We start from the raw sequence: 15,931 nt of genomic DNA, 5'->3' as shown, positions 1-15,931 counted from the left end.
AAATTAAATAAACAAAACCAAATACAAAACTAAAAAACAAATACTTGAAGTTAAAACTGAGTTTAAAAATTACCCAGGAACCATTCCTTCATGCGACGGACAATAGCTGTCGCCGATCCATCCTGACGCGTGACGATGTGTCCGCGTAAATACTGCTTCTTCGCTTCCAACAACAAACCCAACACCGTTGCATAACGCGGACTACGTACTACATCTGCCAGTTGACCGTTGTATTCGGGCGTACCCAAACGCGCAGGCTTCAGGAAAATATCTTCTGCCAATTCCACCATGCCGGGCATCATCGCGGTACCGCCGGTCAAGACGATGCCGGATGACAGCACCTCTTCGTAACCGGATTCGCGCACGACTTGATGCACCAGAGAAAACAATTCTTCTATGCGCGGTTCGATCACCGCTGCCAGTGCCTGACGCGACAAGGTGCGCGTGCCGCGATCGCCCAAGCCTGGCACTTCCAGCGTTTCGCCCGGATCAGCCAGTACCTGCTTGGCCATGCCGTAGCGCAGCTTGATTTCTTCCGCTTCGGCAGTCGGTGTGCGCACAGCCATCGCGATATCGTTGGTGATCTGGTCGCCAGCGATAGGAATCACCGCCGTATGACGAATCGCCCCTTCGGTAAAGATCGCAACATCGGTAGTCCCGCCGCCGATATCGATCAAGACCACACCCAGTTCTTTTTCATCCGGCGTCAACACCGCATCGGCGGAAGCCATCGGCTGCAAAATCAGATCGGATACTTCCAGACCGCAGCGACGTATGCATTTAACGATGTTCTGCACTGCTGAAACTGCACCAGTGACGATGTGAACTTTCACCTCCAGTCGGATGCCGCTCATGCCGATTGGTTCGCGCACATCTTCCTGATTGTCGACAATAAATTCCTGCGGCACGGTATGCAGCAATTGCTGATCGGTCGGAATGTTGACTGCCTTCGCAGTTTCAATCACGCGTGCAACATCGGTTGCAGTAACTTCCTTGTCCTTGATCGCCACCATGCCGCTGGAATTGAAGCTGCGTATGTGATTGCCGGCGATGCCGGTATACACATTGCGTATCTTACAGTCGGCCATCAATTCGGCTTCTTCCAGTGCGCGCTGTATCGATTCGACTGTTGCCTCGATGTTGACGACCACGCCTTTTTTCAATCCCTTGGATTCGTGCTGGCCCAGGCCGATTACTTCATGGCGACCGTTAGGCATTACTTCCGCCACTACTGCCACCACTTTCGAGGTGCCGATGTCGAGGCCAACGATCAGATTTTTTGCGTCTTTTGTCATATTGTTCCGCTTACTTTTTTTTACTTTCTGATCCAGCAGTCAAACCTTGCGCCTTCAAGGCCAGACCGTTTGGATAACGCATGTCGATACTTTCAATCCTGTTCTGCAAACGTGCGACCAGTTGCGGATAAATCCCCACCAATCGATCGACACGTTCTTTTAACGTCGTACTGCTTTTTTCCCTGCCTAATTCCACCGTCACGCCATTACTCAACTTCACCGTCCACGCATAACGTCCGGACAGGTACAGCGCTTCGGCCGTTACATCCATAGGCGCAAACCATGTATTCAAATCATTCAAGCGCGCGATCACTTCTTTCTCGCTGCCCAAGGGGCCGTTGAAGGCCATCAGATCGGCATCTTCTTCCGCCTCAGCCAGATTGGCGGTGAATACATCGCCTTTGGTTGACAACAAACGTCCATCTTCACCCCAGGTACCAAGTGGAGAATGCTCTTCCAGCGTTACCGTCAACTGATTCGGCCACTCGCGACGCACGGTTGCCTTGCGTACCCAAGGTACCGATTCAAATGTCTGGCGAACGGTATCCAGGTTCGCAGTAAAAAAATTACCCTTGATGCGCGCCAATGCAGCGCTACGCACGGTTAAAGGATTGATATGGCGCAATTGCGCTTGCTCTGCACCTTCAATCCGTATCACTTTCAACGTGAAGTAAGGTCGCTGTGCGACCCACCACAAGCAGGCAGAAATCAGCGCGAGCGCAACCAGGCCGAATAAGGCATTGGCAGTTGCGTTCAACATTTTGATGTCTTGCCACATAGGTCTTCTATCGTCCTTACTTCTGCAACGGTTTGTGTTGCGATGGCTTCAATTCAAGTTTTGCCAAACGCAAAATCTCGATACACAAATCTTCATATTCAGTGCCGGCAACCTTGGCCGACATCGGCACCAGCGAATGGCTGGTCATGCCAGGTGACGTGTTTATTTCCAGCAGGAACAGCTCATTGTCTGATTCGCGAATCATGAAGTCGACGCGCGACCAGCCGGTGCAACCGACCGCATTGAACGCATTTACTGCCAATGCCTGGATCCTCTTGGTGAACGCATCATCCAGTGGTGCCGGACACAGGTATTGCGTGTCGTTGCTGAAATATTTGTGCTGATAATCGTAATTGCCTTGCGGTGCGCGAATTTCGACGATAGGCAAAGCGCGTGCATGGCGACCACTGCCAATTACCGGCACCGTCAGCTCGCGACCTTTTACAAACTGTTCGACCAGTACGACACGGTCATACTTGGCGCACAAATCGAAACCGGCTTGCATACCATTGGCGTCTTCCACCTTGGCGATACCAATCGTCGAACCTTCGTGCGGCGCTTTCAACATCAAAGGCAAACCAAACTCTTTTGCAATCGCCTGCAGCTGCTCGGCAGTGGTCGTTTCCGAATCAAGTACGGCAAACTTGGGCGTCGGCACATCGTGGCTCAGGCAGATACGCTTGGTCATGACCTTGTCCATCGCAATTGCAGATGCCATCACGCCAGGACCGGTATATGGAATGCCCAGTTGTTCCAGTGCGCCCTGCAAGGTACCGTCTTCACCATAGCTGCCGTGCAACGCGATAAAGACGCAGTCAAATTTTTCAGCAGCCAATTCCGCTAGGCTACGTTCAGCAGGATCGAAAGGATGCGCATCCACGCCTTTGCTTTGCAGCGCAGCCAATACGCCCTTGCCCGACATCAAGGACACTTCGCGCTCGGCAGAACGTCCGCCGAACAAGACGCCAACCTTACCGAATTCTGATTTCAAATTTGTCGTCATGATTAAACCTGATCCTGCAATTGCTTCAACTTGGCTGGTACGCCGCTGATCGATCCCGCACCCATCGTGATGACAACATCACGATCCCTGATGACATTCATGATCGTCGATGGCATATCAACGATTTCTTCTACAAACACTGGATCGACTTTGCCGGCCACGCGCAGGGCATGTGCCAAGGTTCGGCCGTCAGCAGCAACGATAGGTTGTTCGCCGGCTGCATAGACTTCGGCTAATACCAGCATGTCGGTCGTCGATAAAACCTTGACGAAGTCTTCGAACAAATCACGAGTACGCGTATAACGATGCGGCTGAAATGCCAGCACCAAACGACGTCCTGGATAAGCGCCGCGTGCGGCTGATATCGTCGCAGCTGTTTCTACTGGGTGATGACCGTAATCGTCCACCAGAGCAAACGAACCAGCAGGCTTACCGTTGACGTCCTGAATATTTATTTCGCCATAGCGTGTGAAGCGACGGCCCACACCGTTGAATTCAGTCAGCGCTTTTTGCGTCGCCTTGTCGCCCACACCGAGTTCACGTGCAATCGCAATCGCGGCGCAAGCGTTCTGCACGTTGTGCATGCCAGGTTGATTCAAACTCACATTCATAGGCGCGTAGCCGTCTTGAATTACCGTGAACTGCATGTGACCGTCGACTGCCTTCGCATCGATCGCGCGTACTTCTGCATCTTCGTGAAAACCGTAAGTCGTGATCAGCTTGGAAATACGCGGCATGATGGAGCGCACATTGGCATCATCGATACACAGCACGGCAACGCCGTAGAACGGCAGGCGCTGGGTAAACTCAACGAAGGCCGTTTTCAGTTTTTCAAAGTCGTGCTCATACGTTTCCATATGATCGGCATCGATATTGGTAATGACTTCGATCACTGGCGACAAATTCAGGAAGGACGCATCCGACTCGTCCGCTTCGGCGACGATGAATTCACCAGTACCCAACTTGGCGTTGGCACCCGCGCTATTCAACAAACCGCCGATGACGAAGGTTGGATCAAGACCGCCTTCGGCCAGTACGCTGGCAACCAGACTGGTCGTTGTGGTCTTGCCGTGCGTGCCGGCAATCGCAATACCGCGCTTCAAACGCATCAACTCTGCCAGCATCACGGCACGTGGCACGATAGGAATATGTTTTTCGCGCGCGGCGATTACTTCCGGATTGTCAGCCTGGACTGCGGTCGACGTAACGATCGCATCCGCATTTGCAATATTTTCTGCCGCATGACCGAGCGTGACTTTTGCGCCAAACTCAATCAGGCGTCGGGTCGCGGCATTGCTGCCCAGATCGGAACCCGAGATCGTATAACCAAGGTTCAGCAACACTTCGGCAATGCCGCTCATGCCGCTGCCGCCGATTCCCACGAAATGGATATTTTTGACTTTATGTTTCATACAATCTTCACTAACTTTTCAAGTACATCGGCGATCGCAGCATTCGCATCGCGTCGGCCGTTGGCATACGCCGCTTCAGCCATCTGTGTGCATTTCTCACGCGTCATGCTTTGCAGCAAGGTCGCCAAACCTTGCGCTGTCAATTCGCTTTGCGGCAAATGAATCGCCGCCTGTTGTTGTTCCATCCAAAGTGCATTGTCGCGTTGGTGCGTCGTCGTCGATACCAATAGAGGAACCAATACACTGGCCACACCAGCCGCCGTCAACTCGGAAACCGTAATCGCGCCAGCACGGCAAATCACCAGATCAGCCTCCGCATAGCGACGTGGCATATCGTTGATGAAATCGACCACTTCGGCGTCCACGTTTGCATGCGCATAGTTGCTGCGCAATGTATCGATATTCTTTTTGCCCGACTGATGCGTAACAACTGGACGCTGCTCCGCAGGAATCAGGGCCAATGCAGCCGGCAACGCATCGTTCAGTGCCTGCGCACCGAGACTGCCGCCGACTACCAATATTTTCAAAGCACCGCTGTGTTGCGCATAGCGTTCGGCTGGCGGTGCCAACGCAGTGATTTCCTTGCGTACAGGATTTCCGGTCACGACAGCCTTGTTCGCAGCACTACCAAAATCGGCAGGAAAACCAAACAACACACGCTCCGCAATTGGCGTCAGCGTTTTGTTCGACAACAACAATGCCGCATCAGCATTCAACAACACCAGTGGCACGCCGCGCAGTTTTGCCGTCCAGCCTCCAGGTACCGTCACATAACCGCCCATACCCAAAACGATGCCGGGATTGCGGCGCGCCAGAATCGAATAGCAGGTTTTAAAACTTGCCAGCATCCGCAACACGCCAGTCACCGTATGTTTCAAACCCTTGCCGCGCAAACCTGCAAAGGAAATCGTATCCATCGCAATGCCGGCCTTAGGCACCAGATCGCGTTCCATGCCGTGTTCGGTACCCAGCCATGTAACTTCCCAGCCGCGCGCCTGCATTGTTTCGGCAATCGCCAAACCCGGGAAAATATGACCGCCGGTGCCCGCTGCCATGATCAGAAGTCGCTTCATGCTCATATGCGACCTCCGCGCATCAGCACACGATTTTCATAATCGATGCGCAGTAGAATCGCGAGACCTATACAATTAATCAGCACGCCCGAACCGCCGTAACTCATCAGCGGCAAGGTCAAACCTTTGGTTGGCAGCAAACCAAGGTTCACGCCCATATTGATAAACGTCTGTACGGCAATCCAGATGCCAATACCTTTTGCCGTCAAACCGGCAAACGTCAAATCCATCGCAATCGCCTGGCGACCAATTTCAAAGGAGCGCTTGATGATCCAGTAGAACAAGGCCACGACGACAAACACGCCAACAAATCCAAGTTCTTCACCAATTACCGCCAGCAGAAAATCGGTATGCGCTTCCGGCAGATAATGCAATTTTTCTACGCTGCCACCCAGGCCGACACCGAACAATTCACCGCGACCAAATGCAATCAGCGAATGGGACAACTGATATGCCTTGCCCAATGCATTTTCTTCTTCCCACGGATTCAGATAAGCAAAAATCCGTTCGCGACGCCAAGGCGACAGCAAAATCACCATGCTGAAAATACCGACCAGCGTTGCACCTATGCCGCCAAACCAGATACCGTTGATGCCGCCCAAAAACAGAATGCCCATCGCGATGCAAACGATCACGCCGAAAGCGCCCAAATCAGGTTCCAGCAATAACAGCAAACCGACAAAACCAATCGCTAAGGTCATCGGCATGAAACCCTTGGTCAACTTATGCATCACTTGTTGTTTGCGCACTGTGTAGTCAGCGGCATACAACACGACAAACAATTTCATCAATTCGGATGGCTGGATATTGAACACCTTGAACGACAACCAGCGACGTGCGCCATTGACGCCTTTACCAACACCGGGAATCAGCACCAGCACCAGCAAAATCAAGGTCGCAACAAACAGGTAGGGAGCAAGTTTTTGCCAGGTTTCGATACGCACGCGGAATGCGAGCAAGCCGGCAATCAGCGATACGCTGATAAACATCGCCTGGCGTGTCAGGAAATGCGCATTGTCGTAACGCGCATATTTAGGAGAATCCGGCAGCGAGATAGAAGCCGAGTACACCATCACCATGCCGAACAGCATAAGCAACACGACGACCCAAACCAAAGGCTGGTCGTACGCCATCATCTTCGACCGCTGGTCGAGACTGGTCATCGGCTTTTGAGCCGCTGCACCAGAAAATGATGGGAAGGCGAATTTCATGCGGATACCTCACCGCGCGACAAACCGATTTCACGTACCGCATCGACAAACACTTGTGCGCGGTGCGCATAATTTTTGAACATATCAAGACTGGCACAGGCTGGCGACAGCAAGACTGCATCGCCGGCTTGCGCGATGGTTGCGGCTTTTTCAGTAGCCTCTTCCAATGTTGCGCAATCGATCAATTCAACACCTGTCGCTTGCACCGCTGCGCGTATCGCTGCAGCGTCCTTGCCTATCAATAAAATGGCGCGTGCGTATTTCGCGACAGGGTCAGCTAATGGCGAAAAATCCTGACCTTTGCCATCACCGCCGGCGATCAGCACCAAATGTTTGGACGCACCATCCAGACTGACGCCCAAACCATTCAATGCTGCGACGGTTGCACCAACGTTGGTGCCTTTGCTGTCGTCGTAATAATCAACACCAGCTATGTTCATTACATGTTCGACGCGATGTGGCTCACCGTGATAATCACGCAAGCCGTGCAGCAATTGCGCAAAAGGCAGATCGATCGCACGGCATAGAGCGAGTGCCGATAAAGCATTGATCGCGTTGTGCTGACCGCGGATTTTCAATGCATCGACAGGCATCAGTTTTTTGGTGGTGATTTCGAGTTCGACGAGATCTTTCTTGCGGCGCTTTTGCGGTAACTCTTCTTCGCTCACCGCAACCGACAACCAGCGCATGCCGTTTTCATCGACCAGACCAAAGCAATCTGCCTGCTCCGCCTCATCGGCACCGAAGGTAATGACGGGTGCAGATGGCAATGCCATTTGCATGACCAAAGCATCGTCACGATTCAACACACGTATCGTGTTGCTGCCGAATATGCGCGCCTTCGCATCTGCATAGCCAGCCATATCGCCATGCCAGTCGAGATGATCCTGCGTCAGGTTCAGCACAGTCGCGACATCGGCCTGCAGACTGTAAGTCGTATATAACTGGAAGCTGGACAATTCCAGCACCCACACTTGCGGCAATGTGTCTTCAGCGACCGCTTTGTACAAACAATCGAGCGCGGCCGGGCTGATATTGCCAGCCACTTGCACAGTCAATCCAGCGCGCTGGCACAACAAGCCAACCAGGCTGGTCACCGTGGTTTTGCCATTGGTACCGGTAATCGCGATGACTTTTGGCGCGTATGCTTTTTCTTCTTTCAGTGCTGCCAGTGCCTGCGCGAACAACTCGATTTCGCCCCAGACAGGAATTTCTTTTTCCTGCGCGGCCGGGATGATCGCAGCCAGTTCACGCTCAGGCATCAAGCCCGGGCTGACTGCAACGAAATCGATACCGGCGAGCAAATCGGCACTGAAGGCGCCACCGATAAACTCGATATCCGCTGCGATCTCGCGCAATTGCGGCAAACGATCCGGTTGTTCGCGCGTATCCGCCACGCGCAAGGACGCACCGCAGCGAACCAGCCACTGCGCCATCGCCAGCCCGGATTCACCGAGGCCTAAAACCAGAACATGTTTACCTGCGTAGTTCATCTTATGTTCTTAGCGTAATTTCAAAGTGGACAAACCAAACAACACCAGAATCATCGTGATAATCCAGAAACGCACAACGACTTGTGTTTCTTTCCAGCCTTTTTGTTCGAAGTGATGGTGCAAAGGTGCCATCAGCAAAACCCGCTTGCCGGTACCGGTGCGCATCTTCGTATATTTAAAATAAGCAACCTGGATCATGACCGACAGGGTTTCCACCACGAACACGCCACCCATGATGAAGAGCACGACTTCCTGACGTACGATCACAGCGATCGTCCCGAGCGCGCCGCCCAATGCCAGTGCGCCTACATCGCCCATGAACACTTGTGCCGGATGTGCGTTAAACCAGAGAAAAGCCAAACCCGCACCCGCCATCGCACCGCAAAAAATGATCAACTCGCCAGCGCCGGGAATATGCGGAATAAACAGATATTTTGCGTAAGTGACGCTACCAGTCAGGTAGGCAAACAGACCAAGTGCAGTACCGACCATCACGGTAGGCATGATCGCCAAACCATCCAGGCCATCAGTGAGGTTGACTGCGTTGCTGGTACCGACGATGACAAAGTAAGTCAGCGCGATAAAGCCCCACACACCGAGCGGATAGCTGATGGTTTTGAAAAACGGTACGATCAAATCGGCTTTAGGCGGCAAATCCATGCTGAAACCGGACTGCACCCAGGCGACAAATAAATCCAGAAACTGTGAATTGCTCGGAGCAGAAACAGAGAACGCCAGATACACCGCAGCGAACAAACCGATGATCGATTGCCACATGTATTTTTCACGCGATGCCATGCCTTTAGGATCTTTGTAGACCACCTTACGATAGTCATCGACCCAGCCGACTGCGCCAAAACCCAGCGTCACGATCAGCACGACCCAGACGAAGCGATTGCTCAGATCTGTCCACAACAAAGTGGAAATGCCAATCGACAGCAAAATCAGGACGCCGCCCATGGTCGGTGTACCGCTTTTGATCAAATGTGTTTGCGGACCATCGGTGCGCACAGCCTGCCCGACCTTCAGGCGTTGCAGCATGCGTATCACCATCGGGCCAAAAAACAAACCGATGGCAAGTGCCGTCAAGGTCGCAAACACCGCGCGGAAGGTAATGAAGTTGAAGACGCGCAATGGTCCGATTTCATCTTGAAAAAATTGTGCCAGCCAGAGCAGCATATTAGTGAGCTTCCTGAATTTGTTGATTGAGTAAATGCTGTACCACGCGTTCCATTTTCATGAAGCGCGACCCCTTTACCAACACCGTTGCATGCGCATGGACAATTGCAGCGAGCGCATCGTTCAAGGTTTCAAGATTCTCGTAATGATGAGCACCCGCACCGAAAGCGCTGACCGTGTAACGCGCCAGATCACCCAGTGTAAGTACATGTTCTATGCTGTTCGCACGCGCGTACGCGCCGATTTCTTCATGGTATTGGCGACCGTCGTTACCGACTTCGCCCATATCGCCCAGCACCAAAATACGCGGTGCAGCGGCTTGCGCCAATACATCTATCGCAGCACGTACAGAATCCGGATTGGCGTTATAAGTGTCGTCGATGACCAATGCACCATTCGCGGCGATTTTGCGTTGCAGACGTCCATTGACAGGAGAGAATGCTTGCAAGCCACGCACAATCGCATCCTGCGCGATGCCGATTGCCAAGGTGCACGCGATGGCGGCCAGTGCATTGCGTACGTTGTGCACGCCAGCGGCAGCCAAAGTGATAGCGAACTTTTGACGACCGCTAACAACTGATAGTTCGCTGCCGAAATTGTTGGCCTTGTATGTGCAACTTACATCTGCATCATCCGAGAAACCGAAAGTCAGGGTCTTGCGTAACCCTGCATATTCGCGCCACAGACTGGTGTAAGTATCGTCAGCCGGGAAAACCGCAATACCGTCTGCTGGAAGGTGCGCAAATACCGCGCCGTTTTCGCGCGCGACTGCTTCCACGCTTTCCATGAATTCCTGATGTTCGCGCTGCGCGTTGTTCACCAAACCAACAGTCGGTTGCGCAATTGCTGACAAGATGGCGATTTCACCCGGGTGATTCATGCCCAGTTCAATGACTGCAGCCTTGCAAGCCGAATTCAAACGCAGCAAGGTCAAAGGCACGCCGATGTCATTATTGAAGTTGCCGCGTGTCGCCAGATATTGATCAGTACCACAAGCCGCATCGAGAATCGCCGCGATCATTTCCTTGACCGTGGTTTTACCGTTACTACCGGTAACGCCTATCAAAGGCAGCGTGAATTGCTGACGCCAGTAATGTGCGATCTGACCCAAGGCGATGCGGGTATCCGGCACCACCAACGCAGGTACATTCAAATCAGCCGGCATTTTTTCGACGACGACTGCCGCAACTTTGCGTTCTGCAACCTGATGCAAAAATTCGTGTGCGTCGAAACGATCGCCGCGCAAGGCGACGAACAGATTACCGGCTGCGACGTTGCGACTGTCTGTAGAAACACCGTCGAACGATGCATCCATCGTCACCGTCGATAGACTGACTGCAGCTTGAAGAGTGGCCAATGTCGATTTCATCAACTCACTCCCTGCATCACACGTGACGACAAAGCCAGTGCGGCGTGGTCAGCGTCGAGGAAGGCTTGTTTTTTGCCCTTCACTTCTTGATATGCTTCGTGCCCCTTGCCTGCCAACAAAATGACGTCCTGCTTTGCCGCATGTTTGCCGGCCCACAAAATTGCGGTGCCACGATCTTCAATAATTTGCGGCGCGTTCTTCGTCTCACCAATACCAGCCACGATCTGCGCAATGATGTCGGCAGGTTCTTCATGACGCGGATTGTCGCTGGTCACGATGATGTGATCGGCAGCCATTGCAACCGCGCCCATTTGCGGACGCTTGCCGGCATCACGATCGCCGCCGCAACCGAACACACACCACAATTCGCCGCCACGTTCTGTCGCGACATCGCGCAATGATGACAATGCTTTTTCCAGCGCGTCCGGAGTATGTGCGTAATCGATGACGACCAATGGCGCTTCGCCACCGCCCAATTGCTGCATGCGGCCAGGGATTGCTGTCAGCATTTCAACCGCTGTGAGCGCCTTGCCCCAATCGATACCTTTTGCCAGCATCGCGCCGATAACGGCCAACACATTGCTGATATTGAACTGCCCGACCAATTGCGTTTTGACGTGCGTGTTGCCAAAGCTGCTGGCGAACTGGAACGAGGTGCCGTTTTGCGTACTGTGAATTTCGGTCGCGCGCAAAACTTCCATGCCGGGAAATTCATTATTGGTCAGTGTGTAACCGGTAATGGCCGTATCAGGATTGTTGCGCTTGATGCGCTCGACCAGACGCAAGCCCATCACATCGTCCAGATTGATGATCGCGTGACGCAAGCCCGGCCAGTCGAACAGAATATTTTTTGCTTCTTCATACGCAGCCATGTCGCCGTGATAATCGAGATGATCGCGTGTGAAGTTGGTAAACAGTGCGATATCGAAATGCATGCCGGACAAACGCCCCTGATGCAGACCAATAGACGATGCTTCAATCGCCAAGGTCGTCACACCGTGCTTGCGCATTTCCGCCAAAGTGCGTTGCAGCAAAACTGCATCCGGCGTGGTGTAACCGGTTGCAGTCAAATTACCTGCCGCGCCATTACGGAACACGCCTACGCCCAAGGTGCCAACCACAGCCGTTGGCTCACCCAGACGCGACAAGGCGTGACCCAGCCATTGCGAGCATGATGTCTTGCCGTTGGTTCCCGTCACTGCGATGGTCGACATCGCCAGATCGGGCTGACCGTAAAAATGTGCGGCGATATCGCCTGCGTGAATTTTCAAATCTTCGACCGCCAGATGTGGCACACCCCACTCTGCGCGCCATGTGCAATCGGCAGTTTCATAAAGCACCGCACCCGCACCGCGTTCGATCGCATCGAGTATGAACGAGCGACCATCCGCTTCATCACCAGGATAAGCAACGAATACATCACCGGCACGCACACTGCGGGAATCGGCAGTCAGCTCTGCGTTAGGCGCAGTGGCTTTCAGCCAATCGAGAACTTCGGCGATGTTAAGCAAGGAGGACATTACATATTCTCCATGGCAGCGTCAGCCGGAATGATGATGTTGGTGATGCTGGAGTCAGGCGCCACATTCATTGCGCGCAATGCGCTCGCAGTAACAGCAGAAAAAATCGGCGCCGCCACCTGACCGCCGTAATGCTTGCCGGCCGATGGCTCATCGATCATCACGGCAACGATGATGCGCGGATCGGAAACCGGCGCAAAGCCGACAAATGAGGCTACGTATTTTTTAACATACTGACCTTTTTCAATCTTGTATGCAGTGCCGGTTTTTCCTGCAACGCGGTACCCAGGCACTTGCGCCTGCGGTGCGGTGCCGGTTGGGCCAGCCGCCATTTCCAGCATGCCGCGCGTTGCGCGTGCAGTTTTTTCGCTAATCACGCGTTGTGCAATCGGTTGATCGCTGGAACGCTGAAAGGTTACCGGGATGATTTCGCCATCGCGTGCAAAGATCATGTAGGCATGCGCGATCTGCAACAAGGACACGGAAATACCGTGGCCGTAACTCATCGTTGCCTGCTCGATCGGACGCCATGATTTATATGGCCGCACACGACCGGCAACCGCGCCAGGAAAACCAACCTTAGGTTGCTGACCGAAACCGACTGAAGTAAACATGTCCCACATTTCATGTGGCTCCATCTGCAGCGCAATTTTTGCAGTGCCGACGTTGGACGATTTTTCAATCACTTGTGCCACGGACAGCAAACCGGATGCATGCGCATCGCCAATCGTCGCGGTACCGATCTTCAGCTTGCCCGGCGCGGTTTGTATCATCGTGGCTGGCGTGATGTATTTATTTTCCAGCGCCAATGCAATCGTGAAAGGCTTGAGCGTCGAACCCGGTTCAAACGTATCGGTCATCACACGATTGCGCAATTGCGCACCGGTCAGCACCGAGCGATTGTTCGGGTTGTAGGTTGGCAGATTCGCAAGTGCCAGTACTTCGCCGGTTTTCGCATCGAGCACGACGATGCCGCCGGCTTTTGCTTTGTGCAGTTCAACTGCATCTTTCAATGCCGAGAATGCGATGTACTGAATCTTGCTGTCGATGGATAAAGTCAGATCTTTGCCGTCGTGCGGCTCACGCACCGATTCGATATCTTCGACGATGCGGCCCAGTCTGTCCTTGATGACGCGACGGTTGCCGGTAACGCCAACCAGGGTTTTCTGGAATGCCAGTTCCATGCCGTCCTGCCCCTTGTCTTCGACACTGGTAAAGCCGACGACGTGCGCCATGACTTCACCTTCAGGGTAGTAGCGTTTGTATTCCTTGCGCGTATCGATGCCGGCAATGCCGAGCTTGAGAATTTTATCGACAGTATCGAGTTCGACTTGGCGCTTTAGATACACAAAACCGCGATCCGAATCCAGCTTGCTGCGCAGATCGCGCTCATTCATGTCGAGTAACTTGGCCAGCGCCTGGATTTTTTCTTTTGGTGCTTGCAGCACATCGTCAGGAATCGCCCACACTGCGCGCACCGGAATCGAAGAAGCCAGAACCGAACCGTTGCGATCAGTAATCTTGCCGCGTGTCGCCGGCAATTCCAGCGTGCGCGCGTAACGCGAAGCGCCCTGTTTTTGCAGGAAGTCGGTCGACATGCCTTGCAACCACAATGCACGACCAGCCAAGGTTAAAAACGCAGCAAAGATCAGGAACAGCACGACACGCGAACGCCACGCAGGCAGCTTTGTTGCCAGCACCGGGCTGGCAACAAAAGGCACGCCTTTTCCGGCGGCTGTGCGAGAGTTACGTGACGTACCGCGCGTCATTTATCCCCCGTCGTCAGGTACTGCGTGCTGGCGGATGACACCGACACCATGCGCAAATCACGACGCGCATTGAGTTCGATACGCGAATGTTTGCCCAGGGTCGATTGATCGAGTTGCGACTGCGCCCACTCGATATCGAGTTGCCGCGCCTGCGCCTGGGCGCGTTCGAGTTCAATGAATAAGCGACGGAACTGATAGTGCGCATTCACAACCGACAAGGCGCACACCACCAGGATGCAAGTGATCAGAAAGCTGATACGCCCGCTCATTGCGCAACTCCGGGAGTTGGCAAGCGTTCTGCAACGCGCATGACGGCGGAACGGGAGCGTGGATTGGCGCTGATTTCTTCGGCGGACGGCTTGATGCGGGAAATCAATTTCATTTCAGGCTGCGGCAGATCGACAGCACGAATCGGCAGGCGACGGTCCGGCTGTGGCACATTGGCTTTGCCTGCCATGAACTGCTTGACGATCCGATCTTCCAGCGAATGAAAGCTGATCACAACCAATCTCCCGTGAGGAGCCAAATGTCGATACGCTTCGCTTAAAACTACTTCGAGTTCTTCAAGCTCTTTATTGATGAAAATCCGGATAGCCTGAAAGGTGCGAGTGGCCGGGTCCTTGCCTTTCTCGCGGGTTTTAACGGTGCGTGCCACGATCTCGGCAAGCTGTCGTGTGCTTGAAATTGGTTCGACTGCCCTGCGAGCAGCAATCGCCTTTGCAATCTGAAAAGCAAACCGTTCTTCCCCATATTCACGTATCACTTTCTCGATTTTTTGTTCGGTTTCTGTTGCCAGCCACTCTGCTGCTGAAATGCCTCGCGTCGTATCCATACGCATGTCGAGAGGCCCGTCTGTACGAAAGCTGAAACCACGTGCAGCATCATCAACTTGCGGTGACGAAATTCCCAGATCCAGCAACACCCCATTCACCTGCTTGATACCGCGACTTGCCAGTGCATCACCCAAGGTTGCAAAACTATCGTGAGCAATATCGAAGCGCGCATCATTGATCGTCGCTGCGTTCGCAATCGCCTGCGTATCCTTGTCGAATGCCAGCAAACGACCACCAGCACCCAAACGCTGCAGAATCAAACGGCTATGACCACCACGCCCGAAGGTACCGTCGACGTAGATACCATCTGCTCGCTCGCCGTTCAGCGCCAGCGCGTCCACCGCCTCATCCAGCAACACGGTCCGGTGCTGGTATTGCTGCACCGCTTCTACATTCATCACGGCGTCAGAAAGAAAAATCGTTTAATACATCGGGCATGCCCGCAGCGATCGCATTCGACTCGCTCTCGCCCAGCTTGGCCGCGTCCCAGATTTCAAAATGGCTACCCATGCCCATCATCATCACGTCACGCGTCAGGCCGGCTGCAGTACGCAGCTCAGGCGCGATCAGGATGCGACCGGCACTGTCGAAGTCGACATCGAAAGCATTACCGAGAAAGATGCGCTGCCAGGCGCGCGCGGAAATCGGCCATTTGGCAATCTCTTCGCGGCGCATTTCCCACACGGGACGCGGGAAGAGAAGCAAACAACCGTCAGGATGTTTGGTCAGGGTGATGCGGCCCTCGCACTGCAAAAGCACTGCGTCACGATGCCGGGCTGGAATAGTCATCCGGCCTTTAGCATCGAGATTGAGAGAAGACGCGCCTTGAAACACCCTGAATTTCCTTTTTTAGTATGCGTTGCATGGTGATTTGCGTTTTATTTGCAATTAAAAATTCCCACAAATAAACACTTTTTCACACTGACGCCCACTTTAGAGGATGCACCAAGGTCGGTCAAGCGAAATTCAGGGGCGAAAACACTAATTTTTTCAATG

General features: G+C 53.4%; 14 protein-coding genes. All 14 read right to left on the bottom strand.

Features of this window, described 5'->3' with window-relative positions; genetic code table 11:
• Positions 1–62: 62 nt before the first annotated feature.
• From ftsA to mraZ, 14 genes are read right to left on the bottom strand one after another with little or no spacing between them, the layout of a single operon-like run.
• Complete coding sequence (gene ftsA, locus Hfont_RS03830; protein ID WP_112990875.1) at positions 63–1,295, bottom strand: cell division protein FtsA; 1,233 nt, start codon at positions 1,293–1,295, stop codon at positions 63–65.
• 10 nt (positions 1,296–1,305) lie between these two features.
• Entirely contained in the window at positions 1,306–2,073 is a 768-nt protein-coding gene (locus Hfont_RS03825; protein WP_112990874.1) for a cell division protein FtsQ/DivIB, read from the bottom strand.
• Positions 2,074–2,089: 16 nt separating this feature from the next.
• Positions 2,090–3,076, bottom strand: coding sequence for a D-alanine--D-alanine ligase (locus Hfont_RS03820; RefSeq protein WP_112990873.1), 987 nt, complete (start codon positions 3,074–3,076; stop codon positions 2,090–2,092).
• Positions 3,077–3,078: 2 nt separating this feature from the next.
• Positions 3,079–4,488, bottom strand: coding sequence for a UDP-N-acetylmuramate--L-alanine ligase (gene murC / locus Hfont_RS03815; RefSeq protein ID WP_112990872.1), 1,410 nt, complete (start codon positions 4,486–4,488; stop codon positions 3,079–3,081).
• The gene (murG, locus tag Hfont_RS03810) at positions 4,485–5,561 is read right to left on the bottom strand and encodes an undecaprenyldiphospho-muramoylpentapeptide beta-N-acetylglucosaminyltransferase (protein ID WP_181666412.1); all 1,077 of its coding nucleotides are present in this window, start codon (positions 5,559–5,561) and stop codon (positions 4,485–4,487) included. Before murG ends, murC begins: the two co-directional genes overlap by 4 nt.
• Positions 5,562–5,563: 2 nt before the next feature.
• Positions 5,564–6,772 carry a putative lipid II flippase FtsW gene (gene ftsW, locus Hfont_RS03805; RefSeq protein WP_112990870.1) on the bottom strand — a complete coding sequence of 403 codons (1,209 nt, stop codon included), beginning with the start codon at positions 6,770–6,772 and terminating at the stop codon, positions 5,564–5,566.
• Positions 6,769–8,265: a UDP-N-acetylmuramoyl-L-alanine--D-glutamate ligase gene (gene murD, locus Hfont_RS03800; RefSeq protein WP_112990869.1), complete on the bottom strand. Its 1,497-nt coding sequence runs from the start codon at positions 8,263–8,265 to the stop codon at positions 6,769–6,771. The genes ftsW and murD overlap by 4 nt, the downstream gene beginning before the upstream one ends.
• Before the next feature lie 9 nt (positions 8,266–8,274).
• Positions 8,275–9,444 carry a phospho-N-acetylmuramoyl-pentapeptide-transferase gene (gene mraY, locus Hfont_RS03795; protein ID WP_112990868.1) on the bottom strand — a complete coding sequence of 390 codons (1,170 nt, stop codon included), beginning with the start codon at positions 9,442–9,444 and terminating at the stop codon, positions 8,275–8,277.
• Between the two features lies 1 nt (position 9,445).
• The gene (locus Hfont_RS03790; RefSeq protein ID WP_112990867.1) at positions 9,446–10,813 is read right to left on the bottom strand and encodes a UDP-N-acetylmuramoyl-tripeptide--D-alanyl-D-alanine ligase; all 1,368 of its coding nucleotides are present in this window, start codon (positions 10,811–10,813) and stop codon (positions 9,446–9,448) included.
• Positions 10,813–12,333, bottom strand: a complete 1,521-nt coding sequence (locus Hfont_RS03785; protein WP_112990866.1) for a UDP-N-acetylmuramoyl-L-alanyl-D-glutamate--2,6-diaminopimelate ligase — start codon at positions 12,331–12,333, stop codon at positions 10,813–10,815. The genes Hfont_RS03790 and Hfont_RS03785 overlap by 1 nt, the downstream gene beginning before the upstream one ends.
• Positions 12,333–14,102 carry a peptidoglycan D,D-transpeptidase FtsI family protein gene (locus tag Hfont_RS03780; protein ID WP_112990865.1) on the bottom strand — a complete coding sequence of 590 codons (1,770 nt, stop codon included), beginning with the start codon at positions 14,100–14,102 and terminating at the stop codon, positions 12,333–12,335. The genes Hfont_RS03785 and Hfont_RS03780 overlap by 1 nt, the downstream gene beginning before the upstream one ends.
• Positions 14,099–14,371 (bottom strand): cell division protein FtsL, encoded by a 273-nt coding sequence (ftsL, locus tag Hfont_RS03775; protein WP_112990864.1) that lies wholly within the window; start codon positions 14,369–14,371, stop codon positions 14,099–14,101. The genes Hfont_RS03780 and ftsL overlap by 4 nt, the downstream gene beginning before the upstream one ends.
• Positions 14,368–15,333 (bottom strand): 16S rRNA (cytosine(1402)-N(4))-methyltransferase RsmH, encoded by a 966-nt coding sequence (rsmH, locus tag Hfont_RS03770; protein ID WP_112990863.1) that lies wholly within the window; start codon positions 15,331–15,333, stop codon positions 14,368–14,370. The genes ftsL and rsmH overlap by 4 nt, the downstream gene beginning before the upstream one ends.
• Before the next feature lie 7 nt (positions 15,334–15,340).
• Positions 15,341–15,769: a division/cell wall cluster transcriptional repressor MraZ gene (gene mraZ, locus Hfont_RS03765; protein ID WP_112990862.1), complete on the bottom strand. Its 429-nt coding sequence runs from the start codon at positions 15,767–15,769 to the stop codon at positions 15,341–15,343.
• Between the last annotated feature and the right edge of the window lie 162 nt (positions 15,770–15,931).

The sequence above is a fragment of the Herminiimonas fonticola genome (assembly GCF_003293745.1).
In the GTDB taxonomy this organism is placed as follows: Bacteria; Pseudomonadota; Gammaproteobacteria; order Burkholderiales; family Burkholderiaceae_D; genus Oxalicibacterium; species Oxalicibacterium fonticola.
The sequence above is the reverse complement of the archived record's forward strand: the minus strand, read 5'-3'. Positions and strand labels throughout refer to the sequence as shown.

Coding starts and splice junctions, on each gene's coding strand:
- Hfont_RS03785 (WP_112990866.1), bottom strand. CDS start 12,333: ATGTCCTCCTTGCTTAACATCGCCGAAGTTCTCGATTGGCTGAAAGCC.
- murD (WP_112990869.1), bottom strand. CDS start 8,265: ATGAACTACGCAGGTAAACATGTTCTGGTTTTAGGCCTCGGTGAATCC.
- Hfont_RS03790 (WP_112990867.1), bottom strand. CDS start 10,813: ATGAAATCGACATTGGCCACTCTTCAAGCTGCAGTCAGTCTATCGACG.
- murC (WP_112990872.1), bottom strand. CDS start 4,488: ATGAAACATAAAGTCAAAAATATCCATTTCGTGGGAATCGGCGGCAGC.
- ftsL (WP_112990864.1), bottom strand. CDS start 14,371: ATGAGCGGGCGTATCAGCTTTCTGATCACTTGCATCCTGGTGGTGTGC.
- ftsA (WP_112990875.1), bottom strand. CDS start 1,295: ATGACAAAAGACGCAAAAAATCTGATCGTTGGCCTCGACATCGGCACC.
- Hfont_RS03825 (WP_112990874.1), bottom strand. CDS start 2,073: ATGTGGCAAGACATCAAAATGTTGAACGCAACTGCCAATGCCTTATTC.
- Hfont_RS03780 (WP_112990865.1), bottom strand. CDS start 14,102: ATGACGCGCGGTACGTCACGTAACTCTCGCACAGCCGCCGGAAAAGGC.
- ftsW (WP_112990870.1), bottom strand. CDS start 6,772: ATGAAATTCGCCTTCCCATCATTTTCTGGTGCAGCGGCTCAAAAGCCG.
- murG (WP_181666412.1), bottom strand. CDS start 5,561: ATGAAGCGACTTCTGATCATGGCAGCGGGCACCGGCGGTCATATTTTC.
- rsmH (WP_112990863.1), bottom strand. CDS start 15,333: ATGAATGTAGAAGCGGTGCAGCAATACCAGCACCGGACCGTGTTGCTG.
- Hfont_RS03820 (WP_112990873.1), bottom strand. CDS start 3,076: ATGACGACAAATTTGAAATCAGAATTCGGTAAGGTTGGCGTCTTGTTC.
- mraY (WP_112990868.1), bottom strand. CDS start 9,444: ATGCTGCTCTGGCTGGCACAATTTTTTCAAGATGAAATCGGACCATTG.